At 74.4% G+C, this 22,723-nt stretch carries 13 protein-coding genes and 5 pseudogenes; 12 read left to right on the forward strand and 6 right to left on the reverse strand.

Annotated features, from left to right (window positions below):
• The first annotated feature begins 171 nt into the window (after positions 1-171).
• The 3 genes and pseudogenes from Q3Y56_RS30675 to Q3Y56_RS30685 all read left to right on the forward strand — a co-directional run bounded on the left by Q3Y56_RS30675 (position 172) and on the right by Q3Y56_RS30685 (position 5,094).
• Positions 172-2,661: a serine/threonine-protein kinase gene (locus Q3Y56_RS30675; RefSeq protein WP_304465005.1), complete on the forward strand. Its 2,490-nt coding sequence runs from the start codon at positions 172-174 to the stop codon at positions 2,659-2,661.
• 88 nt (positions 2,662-2,749) lie between these two features.
• Positions 2,750-4,356: pseudogene (locus tag Q3Y56_RS30680) on the forward strand (phytoene desaturase family protein).
• Between the two features lie 120 nt (positions 4,357-4,476).
• On the forward strand, positions 4,477-5,094 hold the full coding sequence (locus tag Q3Y56_RS30685) for a TetR/AcrR family transcriptional regulator (protein ID WP_304465006.1): 618 nt from the start codon (positions 4,477-4,479) through the stop codon (positions 5,092-5,094).
• Between the two features lie 59 nt (positions 5,095-5,153).
• Here the strand turns inward: Q3Y56_RS30685 and Q3Y56_RS30690 are convergent, their stop codons facing one another.
• Positions 5,154-6,395 (reverse strand): FAD-dependent oxidoreductase, encoded by a 1,242-nt coding sequence (locus Q3Y56_RS30690; protein WP_304465007.1) that lies wholly within the window; start codon positions 6,393-6,395, stop codon positions 5,154-5,156.
• Positions 6,396-6,552: 157 nt separating this feature from the next.
• Between Q3Y56_RS30690 and Q3Y56_RS30695 the strand changes: the two genes are divergently transcribed.
• The 3 genes and pseudogenes from Q3Y56_RS30695 (at position 6,553) to Q3Y56_RS30705 (ending at position 10,006) form a co-directional block, all read left to right on the forward strand.
• The gene (locus Q3Y56_RS30695) at positions 6,553-7,665 is read left to right on the forward strand and encodes a nitronate monooxygenase family protein (protein WP_304465008.1); all 1,113 of its coding nucleotides are present in this window, start codon (positions 6,553-6,555) and stop codon (positions 7,663-7,665) included.
• Position 7,666: 1 nt separating this feature from the next.
• Positions 7,667-9,303 (forward strand): annotated as a pseudogene (locus tag Q3Y56_RS30700) (acyl-CoA synthetase).
• A gap of 86 nt (positions 9,304-9,389) precedes the next feature.
• Positions 9,390-10,006 (forward strand): annotated as a pseudogene (locus tag Q3Y56_RS30705) (chorismate mutase).
• 44 nt (positions 10,007-10,050) lie between these two features.
• Here Q3Y56_RS30705 and Q3Y56_RS30710 read toward each other — a convergent pair.
• From Q3Y56_RS30710 to Q3Y56_RS30720, 3 genes are all read right to left on the reverse strand, one after another.
• Positions 10,051-10,827: a GNAT family N-acetyltransferase gene (locus Q3Y56_RS30710; RefSeq protein ID WP_304465009.1), complete on the reverse strand. Its 777-nt coding sequence runs from the start codon at positions 10,825-10,827 to the stop codon at positions 10,051-10,053.
• A 97-nt stretch (positions 10,828-10,924) separates the two neighbouring features.
• Positions 10,925-11,392 carry a hypothetical protein gene (locus Q3Y56_RS30715; protein ID WP_304465010.1) on the reverse strand — a complete coding sequence of 156 codons (468 nt, stop codon included), beginning with the start codon at positions 11,390-11,392 and terminating at the stop codon, positions 10,925-10,927.
• Between the two features lie 12 nt (positions 11,393-11,404).
• Positions 11,405-13,030 (reverse strand): acyl-CoA synthetase, encoded by a 1,626-nt coding sequence (locus tag Q3Y56_RS30720; protein WP_304465011.1) that lies wholly within the window; start codon positions 13,028-13,030, stop codon positions 11,405-11,407.
• 180 nt (positions 13,031-13,210) lie between these two features.
• Here Q3Y56_RS30720 and Q3Y56_RS30725 point away from each other — a divergent pair, with 180 nt between their 5' ends.
• The 5 genes and pseudogenes from Q3Y56_RS30725 to Q3Y56_RS30745 all read left to right on the forward strand — a co-directional run bounded on the left by Q3Y56_RS30725 (position 13,211) and on the right by Q3Y56_RS30745 (position 17,644).
• Positions 13,211-14,017: a crotonase/enoyl-CoA hydratase family protein gene (locus Q3Y56_RS30725; protein WP_304465012.1), complete on the forward strand. Its 807-nt coding sequence runs from the start codon at positions 13,211-13,213 to the stop codon at positions 14,015-14,017.
• A gap of 95 nt (positions 14,018-14,112) precedes the next feature.
• Positions 14,113-15,059, forward strand: a pseudogene (locus Q3Y56_RS30730) (Zn-ribbon domain-containing OB-fold protein).
• Positions 15,056-16,114, forward strand: coding sequence for a thiolase domain-containing protein (locus Q3Y56_RS30735; RefSeq protein ID WP_304465013.1), 1,059 nt, complete (start codon positions 15,056-15,058; stop codon positions 16,112-16,114). Before Q3Y56_RS30730 ends, Q3Y56_RS30735 begins: the two are co-directional and overlap by 4 nt.
• Positions 16,111-17,277, forward strand: a complete 1,167-nt coding sequence (locus tag Q3Y56_RS30740; protein ID WP_304465014.1) for a thiolase domain-containing protein — start codon at positions 16,111-16,113, stop codon at positions 17,275-17,277. Before Q3Y56_RS30735 ends, Q3Y56_RS30740 begins: the two co-directional genes overlap by 4 nt.
• Before the next feature lie 127 nt (positions 17,278-17,404).
• Entirely contained in the window at positions 17,405-17,644 is a 240-nt protein-coding gene (locus Q3Y56_RS30745; RefSeq protein ID WP_304465015.1) for a DUF397 domain-containing protein, read from the forward strand.
• Positions 17,645-17,720: 76 nt separating this feature from the next.
• Here Q3Y56_RS30745 and Q3Y56_RS30750 read toward each other — a convergent pair.
• Together Q3Y56_RS30750 and Q3Y56_RS30755 are read right to left on the reverse strand one after the other, a co-directional pair.
• Positions 17,721-18,439 (reverse strand): annotated as a pseudogene (locus Q3Y56_RS30750) (leucine-rich repeat domain-containing protein).
• Positions 18,440-18,450: 11 nt separating this feature from the next.
• Positions 18,451-19,527 (reverse strand): isoafricanol synthase, encoded by a 1,077-nt coding sequence (locus Q3Y56_RS30755; protein ID WP_304465016.1) that lies wholly within the window; start codon positions 19,525-19,527, stop codon positions 18,451-18,453.
• A 252-nt stretch (positions 19,528-19,779) separates the two neighbouring features.
• Between Q3Y56_RS30755 and Q3Y56_RS30760 the strand changes: the two genes are divergently transcribed.
• Positions 19,780-22,692 carry an AAA family ATPase gene (locus tag Q3Y56_RS30760; RefSeq protein ID WP_304465017.1) on the forward strand — a complete coding sequence of 971 codons (2,913 nt, stop codon included), beginning with the start codon at positions 19,780-19,782 and terminating at the stop codon, positions 22,690-22,692.
• The last annotated feature ends 31 nt before the right edge of the window (positions 22,693-22,723 follow it).

Consider the following 22,723-nt stretch of genomic DNA (forward strand, 5'->3'; position numbering starts at 1 on the left):
GGACACCGACCGTACGACCCGCCGCCGATAACCTGACCCGAGCCGTCTACAAGCCGCGCGCGCAGCCAGCCATACTGGGCAGTCGGACCAGCCGGTGGGAAGGGGCCGCGCGGCCTCGTAGAGGTGCGATGACGAGCCACGGACGGAGAAGAGACGGGGCGGGGCCGGAGCATGGCGGACACCAGGCTGATCCAGGGCCGGTACCGGCTGCTCGAACTCATCGGGCGCGGCGGAATGGGCGAGGTGTGGCGGGCCCGGGACGAGTCACTCGGCCGCCGGGTGGCCGTGAAGTGCCTCAAGCCCAGGGGCCAGAGCCATGATCCGTCGTTCCTCGGCGTCCTGCGCGAGCGGTTCCGCCGCGAGGCGCGGGTGGCGGCCGGGCTCCAGCACCGGGGCGTGACGGTGGTGCACGACTTCGGCGAGGACGACGGCGTGCTGTTCCTGGTGATGGAGCTGCTGGACGGGCGCAACCTCTGCCAACTGCTGGAGGACCACGAGCGGCGGCCGCTGCCCGTGGCGGACGTGGTGGACATCGCCGACCAGGTAGCGGGCGCGCTCGCCTACACCCACGGGCAGGGCATCGTCCACCGCGACCTGAAGCCCGCGAACATCATGCGGCTGACCGACGGCGACGTGAAGATCTGCGACTTCGGCATCGCCCGCCTCGGCCACGACATCGGGTTCACCGCCCGGCTCACCGGACCCGGCGCCGGCATGGCCATGGGCACGCCGCACTACATGTCGCCCGAACAGATCGAAGGCGCCTCCATCGACCACCGCAGCGACCTGTACTCGCTGGGCTGCGTGCTGTACGAGCTGGCCACCGGAGCCCCGCCGTTCGACCTCGGCGACACGTGGTCCATCATCGTCGGCCACCGCGAGACCGCGCCGGTGCCGCCGCGCCGGCACCGCCCCGAGCTGTCCGAGCCGTTCGAGGACATCATCCTCGACCTGCTCGCCAAGGAGCCGGAGGGCCGGCCCAAGGACGCCGCCGACATCGTCCGGCGGATCGCCGGGAGCCGCACCACGGGCGGGCCGCGTGGGGCCGATGTCCTGGTGGGCGCCACTCGCGGCGGGGCGGCGGACCTGTCGGCGCCGCCCACCGTACTGATGGACCGTCACCAGGTGGCTCACGAGGCGACCGGAGGCGGCCACCGGTCCGACCCGCGGGAAGGCGCGGGCCCGGCGCAGGAGCCGGCGCCCGACCGCCTGCCGGGCTGGGCGCGGGAGATGACCACCGGCGCCAAGGCCGACGGCGCCCGAACGGCGCACACCGCCGTCCCCGAACCGCATCCGGGTGGGCTGACCGGCGCGTGGACCGGACACGTCGCCGCGTACCCGGGGCCCACCCTGCCCGACCCGCCGGCCGCGCACCCCACGGCCTCCTCGCCGTCGTCCCAGGAGTCCGCCACGCCGCCCCGGATGCCCGCCCGGCCGCCGCAGGCACCCGCCACGCCACCCCAGCAGCTGTCCGACGCCCCGTCCACGCCGCTGTCCGCCGCCCCGCCCTCGCCGCTGTCGGCCGCGCCGGACGGGCTGGCCGAGCGGCACCAGGCCGGGCTCGCCCTGGCCCGGCAGGGCCGCTGGGCGGAGGCGGAGCGGGTGCACCGGGAGGTGGCCGCCGCGCGCGCCCAGGCGCTGGGCCCCGACCACCCCGACACCCTGGCCAGCCGGTACGAGGTCGCCTTCACGCTCGGCGGGCTCGGCCGCCCGGACGCGGCGCTGCGCGAGTACGGACAGGTCGCCGAGGCCCGGGAGCGGGTGCTCGGCGCGGACCACCCGGACACCCTGGCGGCCCGTCAGGAGAGCGCGTACGTCCTCGGCCAGCTCGGGCGCCACGGAGCGGCCTACGAGATCTACACCGCCGTGCTCGCCGCCCGCGAGCGCGCCATGGGCCCCGACCATCCCGACACCCTGCGCTGCCGGCACAACCTCGCCTTCACCCTGGGGCGGCTGGGCCGGGTCGCCGATGCGTACCGTACGGCCTGCGAGGTGGCCGCCGCGCGCGCCCGCGTGCTCGGCGCGGACCACCCGGACACGCTCGTCACCCGGTACGAGGTGGCGTACGGGCTGGGCCGGCTCAACCGCTGGCCGGAGGCGCTGCGGACCTACCAGGAGGTGGCCGCCGCGCGCGCCCGGACGCTGGGCCCGGACCACCCCGACACCCTCGCCGCCCGGTACGAGGTCGGCATCAGCCTCGGCCGGCTGGGCGAGTGCGCCGAGGCGCTCAAGCTCTACCGCGAGCTCGTCGACGACCGCACGCGCGCGCAGGGGCCCACCGACCCCGAGACGCTGCGCGCCCGGCACGGCCTGGGGGTCAACCTCGGCCGCCTCGGCCGCTGGGAGGAGGCCCTGGCCGAGGCCCGCGAGGTGTGCGCGAGCCGCGAGCGGGTCCTGGGCCTCGACCACCCCGACACCCTGGTCAGCCGCCGCGAGGTCGCCGTGGGGCTGGGCTGGCTGGGCCGCTGGGCCGACGCGCTCACCCTCTACCAGCAGGTCGCCCGAGCCCGGGAACGGGTGCTGGGCAGCGGCCACCCCGACACGGTCACCAGCCGTACGGACGAGGCGCAGTGCCTGGAGCAACTGGGCCGGACGGAGGAGGCCGCCGCCCTCTACCGCCGCGCGGCGGAGGCCGTCCGACCGGGGCGCCCGCACCGGTAGCCGGTGCCGGTGCCGTCGTCGTTGAGCGCCGGGGTCTGGGGCAGAGCCCCAGTTTCGGGAAGGGGCGGGGAGGGGCAAGGTGAGAGCCATGACCCGCACCCAGCCAGCAGACGCGTACGACGCCGTCATCGTCGGCGGCGGTCACAACGGACTCGTCGCCGCCGCCTACCTCGCCCGCGCGGGCCGCAGCGTCCTCGTCCTGGAGCGCCTGGACCGCACCGGCGGCGCGGCCGTCTCCACCCGCCCGTTCGCCGGGCTCGACGCCCGGCTCTCCCGGTACTCCTACCTGGTCAGCCTGCTGCCGCGGCGGATCGTACGGGATCTCGGACTGGGCCTCAGCCTGCGCAAGCGCGCCGTGTCCTCGTACACGCCCGCCGTGCGCGGCGGCCGGGCCACCGGGCTGCTGGTCCACCACGACCAGGAGCGCACCCGGGCCGCGTTCGCCCGGCTGACCGGATCCGACCGGGAGTTCACCGCCTGGCAGCGCTTCTACGGCATGACCCGGCACGTCGCCGAACGCGTCTTCCCCACGCTCACCGAACCGCTGCCCACCCGCGCCGAGTTGCGCGCCCGGATCGGCGACGACGCGGCGTGGGAGGCGCTGTTCGAGCGGCCGCTGGGGGAGGCGGTCGAGTCGGCGTTCACGGACGACCTGGTGCGCGGCGTGGTGCTCACCGACGCGCTGATCGGCACGTTCACCCACGCGCACGACCCGTCGCTGCGCCAGAACCGCTGCTTCCTGTACCACGTCATCGGCGGCGGCACGGGCGACTGGGACGTCCCCGTAGGCGGCATGGGGCGCTGACGGACGCGCTCGCCGACGCCGCGCGCGCGGCGGGCGCGCGGATCGCCACCGGCCGCGAGGCGACGGCCATCGCCACCGACGGCACGACGGCGGAGGTGACGTACCGGGACACCGGCGGGGACGCGGAGGCCGTGGTGGCCGCCCGCCATGTGCTGGTGGGCGCCTCCCCGCGGGAGCTGGCCGACCTGCTGGGCGAGCCGCGCCCCGAACCCGCCTCCGAAGGCGCGCAGTTGAAGGTCAACATGCTGTTGCGCCGGCTGCCGCGGCTGCGGGACGCGGACACCGATCCGCGTGAGGCGTTCGCCGGGACCTTCCACGTCTCCGAGGGGTACGGGCAGTTGGCGGACGCGTACCGGCAGGCCGCGGCGGGCGCGCTGCCGTCCGCCCCGCCGTCGGAGATCTACTGCCACTCGTTGACGGACCCGACCATCCTGGGCGCCGACCTGGTCGAGCGCGGCTACCAGACGCTCACCCTCTTCGGGCTGCACACGCCGGCCCGGCTCTTCGCACACGACAACGACGCCGCCCGCGAGGAGCTGCTGAAGTCGACCCTCGCGCAGTTGGACGCCCACCTCGCGGAGCCGATCGCGGACTGCCTGGCCACCGACGCGGACGGGCAGCCGTGCATCGAGGCGAAGACCCCGCTGGACCTGGAGCGCGACCTGCGGCTGCCCGGCGGCAACATCTTCCACCGCGAGCTCGCCTTCCCGTACGCGCAGGAGGGCGCCGGGCGGTGGGGCGTGGCGACCCCGCACGCCAACGTCCTGCTGTGCGGCGCGGGCGCCGTCCGCGGCGGCGGGGTGAGCGGCATCCCCGGCCACAACGCGGCGATGGCCGTCCTCGAAGCGCTCGGCGAGGCCCCCGGCGGCCACGATCAGGGGCGCCGATAGGCGCGGCCGCGATCGGGGCGGGGACGGGCGAGGCCGCGGTCAGGCCGGGGGCGGGTGTGGCCGCGGTCAGGGCCGGGACGGGCGCGGCCGAGGTCAGGGGCTGGGATAGGCTCGGCGGCGATGACTTCTCGTCGTGGGCACGGCAGTCCCACCTTCACCGAGCAGGCCCGCCGCCGGCAGATCATCGAGTGCACCATCGACCTGATCTCCACGAAGGGCCATCCGGCGACCTCGCTGTCGGCCATCGCCGAGCAGGCGGGCATCTCCAAGGCCGCGGTGCTCTACCACTTCTCCTCCAAGGACAACCTCACGCGGGCGACCCTGGAGCACGTGCTGGAGCGGTTCCTCGCGTACGTCACCGAGCGGGTCGAGCGGGAGTCCGACCCGCGCTCCGCGCTCGTCGCCTACGTCCGCGCCATGATCGGCTACCAGCAGGCCAACCGCCGCCACGTGCGCGTCATCACCGAGATGCTGCTCGACGACAGGGACGGCACCCGGCTCAAGAACCCCGGAGGCCACGACACGGCAGGCCGCTGGAACGCCCTCGCCGAGCTGCTGGCGGCGGGCCAACAGGCCGGCCTCTTCCGGGACTTCGACCCGCGGACGACGGCCCTGGCCGTCGGCGGGTCGATCGACGGGGTGATCGCCCACTGGCTCGCCCACCCCGACCTCGACCTGGACGCCGCGGCGGACGAGCTGGTGACGTTCACCCTGAACGCCGTCGAGCGGCGCGGCTAGGCGGCACCCGGCGGTCCCCGCCGGACCCGTGTGCCCATCGGACCCGCGCGCCCACCGGCTCACCGCCGGGCGAACGCCGGGGCGTGTTCCGGCCGTACGCCGATCCCGCCCAGGTACCCGGTGACCGTCCGCAGCGCCGGAACGCGCCGCAGCAGCCGGAGCGGCACCGGCAGCCGGTCGCCCCGGAGCGTGCCCTCCAGCGCCGGGCGCAGCAGCATCTCGTGCTCGCCCAGCTGGGACCGCTGCGTGACGGCCATCGGCAGCCGGCGGCGCCTCTGCACCCGCGCCAGGTCGCGCGGCCCGACCGTCCCCGCGCGCAGCGGCCCCGCGAGCAGCCGGGCGGCCGCGACCGCGTCCTGCACGGCCAGGTTGACGCCGACGCCGCCGACCGGCGACATGATGTGCGCCGCGTCGCCGATGCACAGCAGGCCGTCCCGGTACCAGCGCGGCAGCCGCCCCATCGTGACCTCCAGGAGCTTCACGTCGTCCCAGGAGCGGATCGCGCTCGTCGCCTCGCGGTCCCAGCCGAGCAGGCCGCCGAGCCGGTCGCGGAACCAGTCGATGCCGTGCGCGCGGAGCTGCTCGTCCATGCCCTTCTTGATGAGGTAGGAGGTCTGGTAGTAGTCGCCGCGGTCCATCGTGGCGGCGACCTGGCCGTCGCGCATGCTGAGGAAGACCCGGCTGTCCTTGGCCTCGTCCCGGTCCTCGTCGCGCGGCGCCGGGACCCGTACCTGCCAGACGTCCATGGGCACGTCGAAGTACTCGGGCACGAGCCCGGCCTGGCGGCGTGTCAGCGAGTCGCGGCCGTCGCACGCGACGGTGAGGTCGGCCGCCAGTTCGCCGGGCCTGCCGTCCTCGTCGACGTAGCGGACCCCTGTGATCCGTCCGGTGGCCGCCTCCGTGCGCAGCCCCGTGACGGCCGTCCGCATGCGCAGGGTGAACGAGGGCTCCTCGGCCGCCGCGCCCGCCAGCAGATCGAGGAAGTCCCACTGCGGGACCATCGCGATGTACTTGTGGCGGCCGGGGATGTGCCGCAGATCGCCCGCGACGACGGTGACGCCGTCGATGTGCATCCGCATGTCCCGGAGCCTGCGCGACGGGAGCCGCGCGAACCGTTCCCCGAGGCCGAGTTCGTCCAGCAGGCGCAGCGTCGAGGGGTGGACGGTGTCGCCGCGGAAGTCGCGCAGGAAATCCCCGTGCTTCTCCAGCACCGTCACCGCGACACCGGCCCGCGCCAGCAGCAGCCCGAGCATCATGCCCGCCGGGCCGCCGCCCACCACACAGCACGTCGTGCGCTCCATGTTTCCCCCTCACTCGTCAGCGTACGTCGCCCAGACTAACCGATCGGTCAGTTAACTGACCGATCGGTTAGTCTGGTCGCGGCGTGGGGGTCGAGTGATGTGACAAGGCGTCAGAAAATCTCTTCCCTCGTCCGCGTGGCTGCGGCATCCTGCGCCCATGCAGACGGAGTTGAGCAGAAGGCTGGGCGTCGAGCACGCCATCGTCGGCTTCACCCCGTTCCCCGCGGTCGCCGCGGCGATCACCCGGGCGGGCGGCCTCGGCGTTCTCGGCGCGGTCCGCTACAGCGCGCCCGAGGACCTCGCCCGTGACCTGGACTGGATGCAGGCCCACACCGACGGCAAGCCGTACGGACTCGACGTCGTCATGCCCGCGCGGCGGGCGCACGGCGTCACCGAGGCCGAGGTCGAGGCGATGATTCCCGACGGGCACCGGCGGTACGTCAGGGACACGCTCGCGCAGTACGGCGTCCCCGAGCTCGCCGAGGGGGAGGCATCCGGCTGGCGGATCACCGGCTGGATGGAGCAGGTCGCCCGCACCCAGCTCGACGTCGCCTTCGACTACCCGATCACGCTGCTGGCCAACGCGCTCGGCTCACCGCCCGCCGACGTCATCGCCCGCGCCCACGACCGGGGCGTGCTCGTCGCCGCGCTCGCGGGCAGCGCCCGGCACGCCCGCAAGCACGCGGAGGCGGGCATCGACATCGTCGTCGCCCAGGGCTACGAGGCCGGCGGCCACACCGGGGAGATCGCCTCCATGGTGCTGACGCCCGAGGTCGTCCGGGCCGTCGATCCGCTGCCCGTCCTCACCGCGGGGGGAATCGGCACCGGCGACCAGATCGCCGCCGCCTTCGCCCTCGGCGCCCAGGGCGTCTGGCTCGGTTCCGTCTGGCTGACCTGCGAGGAGGCCGAACTGCACTCCGACGCGCTGACCGCCAAGCTGCTCAAGGCCGGTTCCGGCGACACCGTGCGCTCCCGCGCGCTGACCGGCAAGCCCGCCCGCCAGCTGCGCACCGCGTGGACCGACGCCTGGGACGATCCGGCGGGCCCCGGCCCGCTGCCGATGCCCCTGCAAGGGCTGCTCGTCGCCGAAGCCGTCTCCCGCATCCAGCGGTACGAGGTGGAGCCGCTGCTGGGCACGCCGGTGGGGCAGATCGTCGGCCTGATGACCTCCCGGCGCCCGGTCCAGGCCGTCTTCGACGACCTGACCAGCGGATTCGAGCGCGCCATCGACCGCGTCAACCGCGTCGCCAGGCGGCGAGAGGAGGGGTGACATGACCAGCACACCCGCGGGCGGGACACCCGACCGGCCCCAGGGCGGGACGCCGCAGGACGAGGCGGCCACCACCCCCAAGGGCTCCCCCCAGCGCTCCCCTCAAGGCTTCTGGGCCCAGGCGGCCGCCGACCCCGACCGCACCGTGGTGATCGCACCGGACGGAACGCCGTGGACCGCCGCCCGCCTGCACGCCGACTGCAACCGACTCGTCGGCGGCCTGCGCGCGGCGGGGCTGCGGCCCGGCGACGCCTTCGCCGCCGTCCTGCCCAACGGCGTCGAGTTCCTGACCGCCTGTCTCGCCGCCACCCAGGCCGGGTTCTATCTCGTCCCCGTCAACCACCACCTGGTCGCCCCTGAGATCGCCTGGATCGTCGCCGACTCGGGGGCCAAGGCCCTCCTCGCCCACGAGCGGTTCGCGGCCGCCGCCACCGAGGCGGCCGACGCGGCCGGACTGCCCGCCGACCACCGCTACGTCGTCGGCGAGGCGCCCGGCTTCCGGCCGTACGCCGCACTGCTGGACGGGCAGCCGGGGACCCCGCCCGCCGACCGCACCCAGGGCTGGGTCATGAACTACACCTCCGGCACCACCGGCCGCCCGCGCGGCATCCGCCGCCCGCTGTCCGGCCGGCCCCCGAGGCCAGCCATCTCGGGGGCTTCCTCGGGTTCTTCGGCATCCGGCCGTTCGGCGACAACGTCCACCTGGTCTGCTCGCCGCTCTACCACACCGCCGTCCTGCAGTTCGCGGGCGCGTCGCTGCACATCGGCCACCGGCTGGTGCTGATGGACGGCTGGGCGCCGGAGGAGATGCTGCGGCTGATCGACACCCACCGCTGCACCCACACCCACATGGTCCCCACCCAGTTCCACCGGCTCCTGGCGCTCTCGGAGGAGACCCGGCGGGCGTACGACGTCTCGTCGATGCGCCACGCCATCCACGGCGCCGCGCCCTGCCCCGACCACGTCAAGCGGGCGATGATCGACTGGTGGGGCCCGTGCGTCGAGGAGTACTACGCGGCCAGCGAGGGCGGCGGCGCGTTCGCCACCGCGGCGGACTGGCTGAAGAAACCGGGTACGGTCGGCAGAGCCTGGCCGGTCAGCGAACTGGCCGTCTTCGACGACGACGGGAACCGGCTGCCGCCGGGCGAGGTCGGCACCGTCTACATGAAGATGACCACCGGCGCCTTCGCCTACCACAAGGACGAGGCCAAGACCCGCGGGAACCGCATCGGCGACTTCTTCACCGTCGGCGACGTCGGCGTGCTCGACGACGACGGCTACCTCTACCTCCGCGACCGGAAGATCGACATGATCATCTCCGGCGGGGTCAACATCTATCCCGCCGAGATCGAGGCTGCGCTCCTGGCCCACCCCGCCGTCGCCGACGCCGCGGCCTTCGGCGTCCCCGACGACGACTGGGGCGAGCAGGTCAAGGCCGTGGTGGAACCGGCACCGGACCACCCGCCCGGCCCCGCCCTGGCCGCCGACCTGCTCACCCACTGCGCCGGGCTGCTCGCCGGCTACAAGCGCCCCCGGTCCGTCGACTTCGTCCCCGAGATGCCGCGCGACCCCAACGGCAAGCTCTACAAGCGCCGGTTGCGCGACCCGTACTGGCAGGGCCGCGAACGCCCCGTATGACGCCGCCTCTTCATGGTCCCGGTCTCCTTCCGCGCCGCGCCGCCGGGCTAGGCTGCCCGGAACCGACGACGTGGAAGGACCCGCCCGTGCGCCCGAGCCACCCCCTGCGCCGCGTGCTGCTCGCCGCGACGACCGCCGCCGTCCTGGCCACCGGGGCGACGGACGCGCTCGCCGCCCCGGACGGCGCTCCGCACCGCCCGGCTGCCGCCGGCCACCCGTACCAGGATCTGCTGCCGTTCGCCGACCTGTCCGCCCAGCGGCTGCTGACCGCCGATCAGGTCGCCGCCGCGAAGTGGGGCACCGACAGCCCCATCGACGACCCGGCCCGGGAACGGCAGGTCCTGGAGGCGGTCGCGCGGCAGGCCGAGGAGCTGGGCGCCGACCCGCAGGCCACGGTGCGGATCTTCCGCGACCAGATCGAGGCGAACAAGGTCGTCCAGCGCGCCCTCCACCGGCAGTGGGCGGCGGACCCGGACAACGCCCCCACCGAGCGGCCGGACCTGTCGCAAGTACGGCAGGAGATCAACCGCATCAACGGCGAACTGGTGCGCGCCATCGCGGCCTCGGCCCCTGCCCGCACCGCCCGCGCCTGCCCCGCCCTGCTGACCGCGGGCGCCGTGCGCGTCGCCCACGCCCGAGACCTGGACGCCCTGCACGGGCGGCGCTGGCCCGCGCGCTGCCGTCGGTGTGCGAACGCGCGTAAGGGCGGGCGCGGGGCCTCAGGCTGCCTGCCCCGGCCCCCGGTGGCTACGGCTCGTACACGTACGGCGTGGTCGTGGCCAGCGGCTCGAAGCCGAGCCGCCGCAGGATCGGGCGGCTCTGGCTGGAGGCGTCGACCTGGAGGAAGCGGTAGCCGTGGTCCGCCGCGATACGGGTGCGAAAGGCCACCAGGGCCCGGTAGACGCCCCGCCCGCGCCACTCCGCCACCGTGCCCCCGCCCCACAGGCTCGCGAAGTCGGTGCCGGGATGCAGCTCCATCCGGGCCGAACTCACCGGCACCTCACCGGCCATGGCGACGACGGCCGCGACGGTGTCGGGCCGCCCGGCCAGTTGGTCGAGCAGCTGGTGCCTGATGCGGGAGCTGTCCGTGCCGAACGCCTTCTCGTGGACCTCCGTCACCAGGTCCACTCCGGCCGGGTCCGTCACCGGACGCAGCCGGACCCCCTCGGGCGGCTCGACGGCGGTGGGCAGATCGCGCACCTCGGCCACCATCAGGGTCTCCTCGGGCTCCGGCGCGAAACCGGCCGCCCGCAGCCGCCCGGCCAGGTCGTCCGGCCGGTCGTGGCCGTACAGCTTCCATTCGAAGGCGCGCCCGAGCGCGGTGAAGTACCGCACCTGATCGGCGATGGCCGCGTCCGCGGTGGCCTCGTCCAGGTCCGACCAGAGAACGCCCTCCCAGCCGTGCTCCCCGCCGACCTGCCGGACCACGCCGCCCACCCGCTCGACCCGCGCCCCGGGCCCGTCGGCCCGCGCGCCCTCCCGCATCTGCCGGTCGAACAGCGCCAGCACCTCATCACGATTCATCCGCCCACACCAGCACCGGGGCGATGCGGCGGCAACCGGATTTCGCCGCGTGCGGACCGGCACCCCCGCGCACCCGGTCGACCCACGCGCCGCGGGCTCAGCGCATGCGGTCGGCCGCCGCGGCCAGAAAGGCGTCGTGGGCGACCTTCGCGCGCTCGCGCCGTGCCGACATCCCGCTCTGGTCCGCGGCCTGCCGGAGTTCGTGCGCGGACGTCAGAGCGTGCTGCGCCAGTTCCACCAGTGCCGCGTCGTCCGGCAGCAGCCGTATGTGCACCAGAGCCTGTTCGGCGGCGGACCGGTAGGTGTAGGTGTCCCAGCGCGCCGTGTCCTGCCGGTCCTCCGCCGCCCTTTCGTGCTCGACGTTGAAACGGACGTAGAGGCTCCGCCGGTATTCCGTGAGGGCGCGGGAGAACGCGGTGTAGGCCGCCAACCGTTCCTGTCTGAGCCGCTCTTCCCGGGTCAGCCGTTCACCGCGGCGGGCCGTCTGCTGCTGGAAGGCGTGGGTGGCAGCCGAGCCCAGCAGCGTGCCCAGTACGGCGATCGCACTCGTCCACAAGGTGTCCATGGTGACAGGCTGTCACCCCTGCGCGTCCCGGAGGACCTCGGCCGCCCAGCGGTAGTCCGCCTTGCCGCTCGGGGAGCGCTGGATGTGGTCGGTGAAGACGACCGTGCGCGGGATCTTGTAGCCGGCGAGCCGGTCGCGGCAGTGTGCCCGTACGGCCTCGGCGGTCAGTGGCTCCGCGGCGGGGCACGGCTGGACGACCGCGGCCACGCGGCTGCCCCAGTGCGCGTCGGGAACGCCCGCCACCAGCGCGTCGTAGATGTCCGGATGGGCTTTGAGGGCCTGCTCGACCTCCTCCGGATACACCTTCTCGCCACCGGTGTTGATGCACTGGGAGCCGCGGCCGAGCACGGTGACCACGCCGTCCGCGCCGACCGTGGCCATGTCGCCCAGCAGCACCCAGCGGTCGCCGTCCGCCTCGAAGAACGTATCGGCGGTCTTCTCCGGGTCGTTGTAGTACCCGAGCGGCACGTGGCCGCGCCGCGCGATCCGGCCCGGTTCGCCCACCGGGACCGGCCGGTGCGTCGCCGGGTCGACCACCGTGGTGCGGGCGTCGACCCGCAGCCGGAAACCGGTGCGCGGGCCGGAGTCGTCGGTGGCGGTGCCGTTGAACCCGGACTCGGAGGAGCCGAAGTTGTTCAGCACCGTGACATGCGGCAGCAGCGCGGTGAACCGGTCCCGCACCGTCTCCGACAGCACCGCGCCGGAGCTGCTGACGGCGTACAGCGACGAGCAGTCGACGCCCCGGCACGGCCCGGCCAGCGCGTCCACCAGCGGGCGCAGCATCGCGTCGCCCACGAGCGACACGCTGGTGACCCGCTCCCTGGCCACCGTGCGCAGCACCTCCGGTGGGGCGAACCGCCGGTGCAGGACGACCTTCTGGCCGTAGTCGAAGGCGATGAAGGAGGTGAGGGTGGAGGTGCCGTGCATCAGCGGGGGAGTGGGGAAGAAGACCAGGCCCTCGCCGCCCGCCGCGACCCGCGCGGCCAACTCCTCGGGGCGGGCCACCGGTTCGCCGGTCGGCGCGCCGCCGCCCAGCCCGGCGAAGAACAGGTCCTCCTGCCGCCACACGACCCCCTTGGGCAGGCCGGTGGTGCCGCCGGTGTAGATGACGAAGCGGTCGTCGGCGGAGCGCCGGGCGAAGCCCCGGTCGGGCGCCCCCGACGCCTCGGCCTCGGTGAACGGCACGGGCGCCGGCGCCGGTTCGGGAGCGCCCGGCGCCGGAGCGCCGACCCGGATGAGATGCCGCAGCGTGCGGGCCCGCGGCGCGGCCGCGGCCACCCGGCCGGTGAACTCGGCGTCGAAGACCAGCGCCGCCAGGTCCGCGTCCCGGTAGAGGTAGGCCAGCTCGTCGGCGACGTAACGGTAGTTGATGTTGACCGGTACGGCCCGGATCTTCAGACAGGCCCAGACCGTCTGCAGATACTCCACCCCGTTGTACAGGTGCAGCCCCACGTGCTCACCGGCGCCGATCCCGGCCGCCCGCAGATGGTGGCCGAGCCGGTTGGCGGCCGCGTCGAGCTGCGCGTACGTCAGCCGGCGCTCCGCCCCGGTCCCGGGATGGTCGACGTACACCAGGGCCTCGCGGTCCGGGACCGTGTCCACGACCGACTCGAACAGGTCGGCGAGGTTGTACTCCACGACGCAACTCCTCTCCTCCTGGCCGGGCGGCGTGAGTGAGCGGGGTCCGGCCGCCCATTAGAGCGCCGGGCGGTGGGGGTGGGAAGGCCCCCGCCCAAGAAACTGACTGTCCGTCAGAAAACTCTTGAAGTCGCGGCCCGCCTCCTGCAATCTGTTCTGGATCCGAGGACGGGAGGCCCCATGGGCGGGACCGAGCACGTGATCGCGGAGCGGGCCGGCGCGACACTGGTGATCACCCTGAACCGGCCGGAGGCAAGGAACGCCCTCTCCCTCCCCATGCTGGTCGGGCTGTACGACGCCTGGCTCGCCGCCGACGCCGACGACGCCGTACGGTCGGTCGTCCTCACCGGCGCGGGCGGCGCGTTCTGCTCCGGCATGGACCTCAAGGCGCTGGCCCGCGGCGGACGGCTCGACGGGGACGACGCCTTGCGGGAGCGGCTGCGGGCCGACCCCGACCTGCACTGGAAGGCCATGCTCCGCCACCACCGGCCGCGCAAACCCGTGATCGCCGCCGTCGAGGGCCCCTGCGTCGCGGGCGGCACCGAGATCCTCCAGGGCACCGACATCCGCGTCGCCGGACACGGCGCCACCTTCGGCCTCTTCGAGGTCCGCCGCGGCCTGTTCCCGATCGGCGGCTCCACCGTCCGCCTCACCCGCCAGATCCCGCGCACCCACGCCCTGGAGATGCTGCTGACCGGCCGCCCGTACACCGCCGCCGAGGCCGAGCGGATCGGCCTCGTCGGACGGGTCGTGCCCGACGGCACGGCCCTGGAGACGGCCCTGGAGACCGCCGAACTGATCAACGCCAACGGGCCGCTGGCCGTCGAGGCCGTCAAGGCGTCGGTCTACGACACCGCCGAACTGCCCGAGGCCGACGGGCTGGCACTCGAACTCGAGCGCGGTTGGCCGCTGTTCGCCACCGAGGACGCCCAAGAGGGCTCCCGCGCCTTCACCGAGAAGCGCCCGCCCGTCTACCGCCGGGCCTGACGGCTTGATCGCCCAACCGCCTGACCTCATCGCCGCCCGACCGCCTGACCACCTGACCGCATCGCCGTCCGACCGCCCGGCCGAAGGAGCTCGACGTGCCCGAAGTCCTCAGCGCGCCCCTCGTCGTGGAGTTCCCCTTCACCCGGTCCCTCGGCCCCGTCCAGAGCGCCTTCCTCACCGGGCTGCGCGAGCGCACCGTCCTCGGGTGCGGACCGGCGACGGCCGGGTGCTGGTGCCGCCCGTCGAGTACGACCCGGTCACCGCCGAGGAACTGCGCGAGCTGGTCGAGGTCGCGCCCACCGGCACCGTCACCACCTGGGCCTGGAATCCGGCCCCGCGCCGCGGCCAGCCCCTGGCCACCCCGTTCGCCTGGGTACTCGTGCGGCCGGACGGCGCCGACACCGCCCTGCTGCACGCCCTGGACGCGCCCGGGCCCGACGCCGTACGCACCGGCCTGCGGGTCCGGATCCGCTGGGCCGAGGAGCGCACCGGCGCCATCACCGACATCGCCTGCTTCGAGCCGTACGAAGGGCCACCGGGCGGCGCCCGGCCCCGGGACCACGACGGCGCCTTCGCCGACCCCGTCACCCGCGTCACCGCCCCCGCCCGGCTCGACTACACCTACACCCCCGGCCGGGCCCAGACGGGCTGGCTCCGGGCCCTCGCCGAACACCGGACCGTCGGCGAACGCTGCCCGGCCTGCCGCAGGGTGCACGTCCCGCCCCGCGGCGCCTGCCCCACCTGCGGCGTGGCCACCGCCGAACAGGTCGAGGTCGGTCCGCGCGGCACCGTCACCACCTTCTGTGTCGTCAACATCAAGGCCCGCAACCTCGCCATCGACGTGCCGTACGTCTACGCCCACATCGCCCTGGACGGCGCCGACCTCGCCCTCCACGGACGCGTCGGCGGCATCCCGTACGACCAGGTGCGGATGGGCCTGCGCGTCGAACCGGTGTGGACCGACGGCGGCCGCTACCCCGACCACTACCGCCCCACCGGCGAACCCGACGCCGACTACGACAGCTACAAGGACCTGCTGTGACGCGCCACGTGGCCGTCGTGGCCTTCGCGCAGACCGACCACCGGCGGCGCACCGGCGAACTGTCCGAGGTCGAGATGCTGATGCCCGTCCTGCACGACGTCCTGGGCCGGGTCGGCCGCGCCGCCGGGCAGCTCGACTTCACCTGCTCCGGCTCCGCCGACTACCTCGCGGGCCGCGCCTTCTCCTTCACCATGGCCCTCGACGGCGTCGGCGCCTGGCCGCCCATCGCCGAGTCCCACGTCGAGATGGACGGGGCGTGGGCGCTGTACGAGGCGTGGGTCAAGCTCCTCACCGGCCAGGCGGACACCGCGCTGGTGTACGCCTACGGCAAGTCCTCGCCCGGTGACCTGCGCGAGGTGCTGACCCGCGGCCTCGACCCGTACTACCTCGCCCCGCTGTGGCCCGACCCGGTCGCGCTCGCCGCTCTCCAGGCCCAGGCGCTCATCGACGCGGGGGAGACCGACGAGCCCGCCCTGGCCCGGATCGCCGCCCGCAACCGGGCCGCCGCCTCTCGCAACCCGCACGCGCAGCTCACCGGTGACGTACCCATGGGCGACTACGTCGTACGGCCGCTGCGCACCGGGGACTGCCCGCCGGTGAGCGACGGCGCCGCCGCCGTCGTCCTGGCGGCCGGCGACACCGCCCGCGAGCTGTGCGACCGCCCCGCCTGGATCCGCGGGATCGACCACCGCATCGAGCCGCACGCCCTGGGGGTACGGGACCTGACGGCGTCCCCCTCGACCCGGCTGGCCGCCGAGCGGGCGGGCGCCTTCGACGCGCCCGCCGACACCGCCGAGATCCACGCGCCGTTCACCGCGCAGGAGGTCGTCCTGCGCCGGGCCCTGCGGCTGGACGACGACACCACGGTCAACCCGTCCGGCGGCGCGCTGGCCGCCAACCCGCTGATGGCCACGGGCCTGATCCGGATCGGCGAGGCCGCCGCCCGGATCCACCGCGGCGACGCCCACCGGGCCCTGGCCCACGCCACGTCGGGGCCGTGCCTCCAGCACAACCTGGTGGCGGTACTGGAAGGGGACGAGAGGGTGGGGTCATGAGCAAGGAGCCCGTGGCCGTCGTCGGGATCGGCCAGACCGAGCACCGGGCCGCCCGCCTGGACGTCTCGATCGCCGGACTCGTCCGCGAGGCTGCCCGGCGCGCCCTCGACGACGCCCAGGCGGATTGGCCGGACATCGACGCCGTCGTGATCGGCAAGGCCCCCGACTTCTTCGAGGGCGTGATGACGCCCGAGCTGTACCTGGCCGACGCGCTCGGCGCCGTGGGCAAGCCCATGCTGCGGGTGCACACCGCGGGCTCGGTCGGCGGGTCCACCGCGCTCGTCGCCGCCGACCTGGTCGCCGCCCGCCGCCACCGCACCGTCCTGGCCGTCGCGTTCGAGAAGCAGTCCGAGTCCAACGCCATGTGGGGGCTCTCCCTGCCGGTGCCCTTCCAGCAGCCGCTGCTGGCCGGGGCGGGCGGCTTCTTCGCCCCGCACATCCGGGCCTACATCCGGCGCACCGGCGCGCCGCCGGGCATCGGCGCGCTCGTGGCCTACAAGGACCGCCGCAACGCGCTGAGGAACCCGTACGCGCACCTCCACGAGAAGGACCTCACCCTGGAGAAGGTGCGGGCGTCCCCGATGCTGTGGGACCCCGTCCGCTACTCCGAGACCTGCCCCTCCTCCGACGGCGCGTGCGCGTTGGTCCTCACCGACCGCGCGGGCGCCACCCGCTCGCCGCACCCGCCCGCGTGGCTGCACGGCGGCGCCATGCGCAGCGAGCCGACCCTCTTCCCCGGCAAGGACTTCGTCTCGCCCAGGGCGGGCCGGGACTGCGCCGCCGCCGTCTACCGGCAGGCGGGCGTCACCGACCCCCGGCGGGAGATCGACGTGGCGGAGTTGTACGTGCCGTTCAGCTGGTACGAGCCGATGTGGCTGGAGAACCTCGGATTCGCCGCCCCGGGCGAGGGCTGGAAGCTCACCGAGTCCGGCGCCACCGCGCTCGACGGCGACCTGCCCGTGAATCCCTCCGGCGGGGTGCTGTCCACCAACCCCATCGGGGCATCCGGCATGCTGCGCTTCGCCGAGGCCGCGCTCCAGGTGCGCGGCCGGGCGGGCGCGCACCAGGTCGACGGCGCGCGCACCGCCCTCGGCCACGCCTACGGCGGGGGCGCGCAGTTCTTCGCCATGTGGCTGGTCGGCGCGGCCCCGCCCAGCGGTTGACCAGCGGGACCGAGGCCGCCGTCGGACCTTATACCACAGCGAAGGCGTCCCCCTTCGGGGCCTGTCCGTCCCTGGGCCCGGTCGCTAGGGTGGGGCGTCGAAGGCAAAACCGGGAGGAGCTACGGACGTGGCCGAAACCACCACCGATCAGCGGCTGGACAGCGGCAAGAAGCCGGAACTCGACCTGACGGACGCGAAGTGGCAGTCGAGCAGTCAGGGGAAGGGCGATGTCGAGATCGCCTTCGTGGAGGGCTACATCGCGATGCGCGACGGCCGGAACCCGGACGGCCCGGCCCTGATCTTCACCCCGGCGGAATGGCGTGCGTTCGTCCTCGGCGCCCGTGACGGCGAGTTCGACCTCACCTGAGCACCGTCTGAGCACCACCTGAGTACGGCGCGAGCCGCCCGGGACCGGGCGGCTCGCGCCGCGTATGCCACCGGCGTCAGGTCAGGACGACGCAGCCCCTGTCCCGCAGGGCGCGCAGCGCTTCGTGGTCGTCGTCGACGTCCATCCAGCGCAGGTCCAGTTTCTCCAGGCACGGCAGCCCGGCGATCCAGTGCGGGACCTCGCGCAGCCGGTTGCCGCGCAGATCGACCTGGCGCAGCAGGGGCAGCCCGCGCAGGACGTCGGGCACGGCCTCCAGGGCGTTCTCCCGCAGCTCCAGAAGGCGCAGTTCCCGCATCCTCGCGGCGCTCGGCGGCAGCCCTGTCAGCCGGTTGCCGCGCAGCCACAGCTCTCGCAGCGAGCCGAGCCCCCGATCGTGCCGGGCAGCTCGGCCAGCGCGTTGTGCTGCGCGCGCAGTTCGACCAGTCCCGCCATCCGGCCCAGCTCGTCGGGGAGGCGGGTGAGGCGGTTCTCCCCGATGTTGAGATAGGCCAGCCGTGTCAGGCGGCCGAGGGCGGGCGGGAGCCCGGTGAGCCGGTTGTCGTGCAGATACAGGTAGCGGGTGAGCGCGGGCAGGTCCCCGATCTCGTCCGGCACGCCGGTGAGGCGGTTGTGGCCGAGGTCGAGGGTGTGCAGGTGCCGTAACCGCCCGACGGCGGCGGGCAGTTCGGCCAGCGCGTTGTCCGCCAGGATCAGCACGCGCAGCCCGGTGTGCCGCCATACCTCCGGCGGCACGCTGCCCAGGCCCGCCTTCCACAGGTTCACGCGTTCCGTCATGAGTGGGGACTCTACGGCGCGGTGAGTTCGCCGAGCGGTGCGAGGTCCGCCCAGGGGCGCTGCCGCCCGTCGCTCACGGCGGCGACGCCCCGCTCGTCGTATCGAGCGGTCTCCAGCGACCACGTCACGTTGCCGCGCATCACGTGCCGCATCCCGTCCGCGTACAGCGCGGCGTGCCGCAGGAGTTCGGGGGAGGCCCCGCCCTCGGCCAGCGCGGCGGGCAGTCGCGCCGCCAGCTCCTCGAAGTACCGGTAGCGGGAGTTGGCCAGCCCGGCGATGTGGCGCACGGCTCCCTCCAGGGTGCAGCCTCCCCGCTCCCGCCACAGGATGACGCTGTTGTACACGTCGCCCGCCGCCAGTTCCTTGTCCAGCGAGACGATGTCGTTGACGAAGATGACGACGTCGTCGGCGGCCGCGCGCATCGCGGTGAGCAGCGCGCCGTCGTGCACCGCGCGCGGCAGGGCGTATCCGCTGAAGCGTTCGTGCAGGTCGAGGCAGGTGTGGACGCCTATGGAATGCCTCCGTACGGACAGCAGGGCGGCCAGCGACCGCGGGGCGAACTCGGCCTTGCCCTGGGCCTCGCGCGTGTAGGCGCGCAGATAGTCGACCCAGTTGGCCCGGGTGCGCTCCCGCCAGACCGGCGGCATCCCCGAGTCGAGGCGCTGCCACAGGTCCCGGAAGCTCGCGAGCAGCGGGTGCGCTTCGACGTCGGTCGGCACCGCGGGCGTCGGCTCGCGGGTGATGCCCACGAGGTCGTCCACGAGCCGGGACACGGCATCCGGCCGGCAGCCCAGCGCGCCGTCGAACTGGTCGTCGAAGACGAAGACCCAGCCGTTGATGTCGTTCGCCAGGTCGAGTTCGGCGCCGGTGGCCTGCGGCCAGAACAGCGCCGACAGCCGGTCCAGGCGCAGCGCGTCGTACTCCGCGACCGCCGCGTCCTCCGCGAAGACGCCGAACCGGCGTAACCAGTTGATGGTGTGGACGCGGGCGGCTTCGCCGTCCGGGCTGACCGCACGTCCGGCCGGGATGTCGAGCAGCGCGATCCGCCGCGCAAGCTCCGATCGCTGGGCTCGTGGTCGTACCGTCATGTCCATCGTTCCCCCACCGCCCTCAGTCGCATGGCTGGTCAACGGCAATCGAGCAGGTTGTCTGAAAATAGGCTCGGACTTCAACGAAGCCCTATCGTTCCGTGATCACGGTCCGACCGAAAGTGTCATTGTCGAATTGGCGTGTGCCAGTGGCTCATGCCAGCCCGAATTCGCCCATGGGGGTGCTACGGAGCGTCCCGCAGTACTACGCTCAGCGTTACCTGCCGAAAGGGACGGAGTATGATCGAGGGCGTGGACAGCGGGGGCCGAAAGAGCCGCGGGTTACTGGAGCGGGACTCCGAACTCGACGCGGTCGACAGCATATTGGACGATCTCTGCGGGATCGGAGCCCGAGCCGGAGCCGGCCTGGTCGCCACCGGAGGGGTGATCGCGTTCGCGGGCCCGGCGGGCGTCGGCAAGACCGTGCTCCTGGGCGAGCTGCGCCGCGGCGCGCTGGACCGCGGCTGCACCGTGCTGTCCGCGCGCGGCGGCGAACACGAACAGGGCGTGGCCTTCCACGTCGTACGCCAGCTCGTGCAGCCGGTGCTCGCGGCGGCGGCCGAGGAGGAGCAACGCGCCATCCTGGGCAGCTGGTACGACATCGTGGCGCCCGCCGTCGGACTGGTGGTCCCCTCGGGCGGCGGCGCCCCCGACCCGCAAGGCGTCCGCGACGGCATCGACTGGCTCGTCACCCGGTTCGCCGTGCAGCAGGCACCGGTCGTCATCATCCTGGACGACGCGCACTGGGCGGACGCCGAGTCCCTGGACTGGCTCACCGCGTTCGCGCCCCGCACCGCGGACCTGCCCCTGCTCCTCGCCACTGGCTACCGTCCCGACGACCTGTCGGCGGACGCCGTCGCCTTCCGCAGGCTCACCGAGCGCCAGGGCTCCCGGCCGCACGTGCTGGCCCCGCTGACCCCGCACGCGGTCGGCCGCCTGCTGCGCGACCGGCTCGGCGAGGACGCCGACGACGCGTTCTGCCGCGAGTGCTGGGCCGTCACCGGCGGCAACCCGTTCGAGGTCACCGAACTGGCCGCCAAGGTCCGCGACCGCGACCTCAAACCCCTGTCGGCGAACATCGCCGAGCTGCGCGGACTGGTCTCCACGGCCAAGGAGAACGGCCTGTGCGAGCGGATGGAGCGGCTCGGCAGCGAGGCCGTCCGCCTCGCCATGGCCATCGCCGTGCTCGGCGCCGAGGCCACCCCGGCACTGGCCGCCAACATCGCCGCCCTCAGCGCCGGGCGGACCGCCGAGCTCATCGCGGGACTCCGCGGCGCCCGGATCCTCGCCCGCGGCGGACCCGGCCAGGACCAGGTCGAGTTCTTCCACCCGACGATCGCCACCGCCGTGTACCGGTCGATCCCGCCCGCCATGCGCGTCGCGATGCACGGCCAGGCCGCCACCGTCGTCATCGACGCGGGCCGCGGCGCGCTCGCCGCCAGCCGGCACATGCTGGAGATGCACCCCGAGGGCGACACCTGGGTGGTCGGCCAGCTCCGCGAGGCGGCCCGCGACTTCCTGCGCGCCGGCGCCCCGGACGCCGCGCGCCGCTGCCTGGAGCGGGCCCTGCGCGAGCCGCCGAGCCTGGACGACCGGGCCGCCGTCCTGTTCGAACTCGGCTGCTCCGCCGCCCTCACCGAACCCGCGACGACCGTCAACCACCTGCGGGCCGCCCTCGACGAGCCGATCCTGGACCCCGCGCTCCGCGAAGCGGTCACCGTCCGGCTCGCCCAGGCGTACGCGCACAGCGGCCGGATGGCCGAGGCGGAGCGCACCGTCGCCGAAGAGGCCCGGCGGGCCGCCAGCACCAGGACCCGGCTGCGCATGCAGGTCGAGCAGTTCACCTGGAACGCCTTCCGCGCCGACGAGGAGGACTCACCCGCCCGCTCCCGGCGGCTGGCCCGGCTCGTCGACCGGCTCGGCGGCCGCGGACGGGCGGAGCGCTATCTGCTGGGGCTGCGGGCCTTCGACGCGGTGGTGCGCGGCGAACCCTCCGGCACCGCCCTGCGCTACGCCGAGGAGGCCCTCGGCGGCGGGCTCAGCTGGACCGAGGACGACTGGGGCTTCGAGGTCCCCGTCAGCGTCGCCCTCACCTTCATGTACTGCGACGAGCCCGGACGCGCCGAGGAGCTGTTCAGCGAGGGCATCGCCGCATGCGAGCGCAAGGGCTGGCGCGGCTCCCACCTCGCGTTCGGGCTCACCCTGCTCGGGTACATCCGCTACCGGCGCGGCCGGCTCGCCGAGGCCGAGGAACTGGTCCGCGAGGGACTGCGGATCGCCGCCCGGGTCGGCACCTCCACGCCCGCCCAGTGGGCCGCGGTCGGCACCCTCGTCCAGACGCTGCTCGCCACCGGCCGGGTCGCCGAGGCACAGGAGATGGCCGCCGCCCACGGGTACGGCCGCGTGGTCCCCGAGGCCGTGGTGTACCCGGACTCCCAGGCCGTCTACGGCGAACTGCTGCTGGCCGGCAACCTGCACCGCGAGGCACGGCAGCAGCTCACCGCGGCCGGCCGTCGGCTCGACCGGCGCGGGATGCGCAACCCCGCCTGGTGCCCCTGGCAGCTCCACCTCTCCCAGGCCCTCGCGCACACCGAACCCGACCGCGCCCTGGAGGTCTCCCACGAAGCGGTACGCCGGGCCCGGCAGTTCGGCACCGCGTCCGCCATCGGCCAGGCCCTGCACAGCGCCGCGACCGTGGCCAGGGGACCGGAGCGGATCAAGCTCCTCGCCGAGGCCGTCAGCCACCTGGAGCGCTCGCCGTCCGCCTACGACCTCGCGCTGGCGCTGGTCGACCACGGCGCCGCGCTGCGGCGGCTCGGCCTGCCCCAGGAAGCGGGCGACCGGCTCTACCGGGGACTGGAGGGCGCCCTCCACTGCGGCGCCGACGCGCTGGTGGCCCGCGCCCGCGACGAGCTGTCCGCCATCGGGCTCCGCCCCATGCAGCTGCGCGTCGCGGAGAGCGGCACCCTCACCCGGCAGGAGCAGGCCGCCGCCGAGCGCGCCGCGGCCGGGGAGCCCGACGTCCGTATCGCGGACGAGCTGGGGATGACCGAGCAGGACGTGGCCCGGCTGCTGTCCAACGTCTACCGCAAGGTCGGCACCAACCGGTCCGGGCTCGCCACCCTGATAGAGCCCGGCGAGGACGCCGACCGGCAGGCCCGCTGACCGGCCGCGCGGGGCAGCCGTCCGGGACCGT

Origin of the sequence: Streptomyces sp. XD-27 (genome assembly GCF_030553055.1) — a bacterium.
GTDB lineage: Bacteria > Actinomycetota > Actinomycetes > Streptomycetales > Streptomycetaceae > Streptomyces.

What these genes read in the sequence shown, in the direction of transcription:
- Q3Y56_RS30740 (WP_304465014.1), top strand. Translation starts at nt 16,111, where the DNA reads ATGAGCAAGGAGCCCGTGGCCGTCGTCGGGATCGGCCAGACCGAGCAC.
- Q3Y56_RS30715 (WP_304465010.1), bottom strand. Translation starts at nt 11,392, where the DNA reads ATGGACACCTTGTGGACGAGTGCGATCGCCGTACTGGGCACGCTGCTG.
- Q3Y56_RS30710 (WP_304465009.1), bottom strand. Translation starts at nt 10,827, where the DNA reads ATGAATCGTGATGAGGTGCTGGCGCTGTTCGACCGGCAGATGCGGGAG.
- Q3Y56_RS30755 (WP_304465016.1), bottom strand. Translation starts at nt 19,527, where the DNA reads ATGACGGTACGACCACGAGCCCAGCGATCGGAGCTTGCGCGGCGGATC.
- Q3Y56_RS30725 (WP_304465012.1), top strand. Translation starts at nt 13,211, where the DNA reads ATGGGCGGGACCGAGCACGTGATCGCGGAGCGGGCCGGCGCGACACTG.
- Q3Y56_RS30685 (WP_304465006.1), top strand. Translation starts at nt 4,477, where the DNA reads ATGACTTCTCGTCGTGGGCACGGCAGTCCCACCTTCACCGAGCAGGCC.
- Q3Y56_RS30675 (WP_304465005.1), top strand. Translation starts at nt 172, where the DNA reads ATGGCGGACACCAGGCTGATCCAGGGCCGGTACCGGCTGCTCGAACTC.
- Q3Y56_RS30695 (WP_304465008.1), top strand. Translation starts at nt 6,553, where the DNA reads ATGCAGACGGAGTTGAGCAGAAGGCTGGGCGTCGAGCACGCCATCGTC.
- Q3Y56_RS30690 (WP_304465007.1), bottom strand. Translation starts at nt 6,395, where the DNA reads ATGGAGCGCACGACGTGCTGTGTGGTGGGCGGCGGCCCGGCGGGCATG.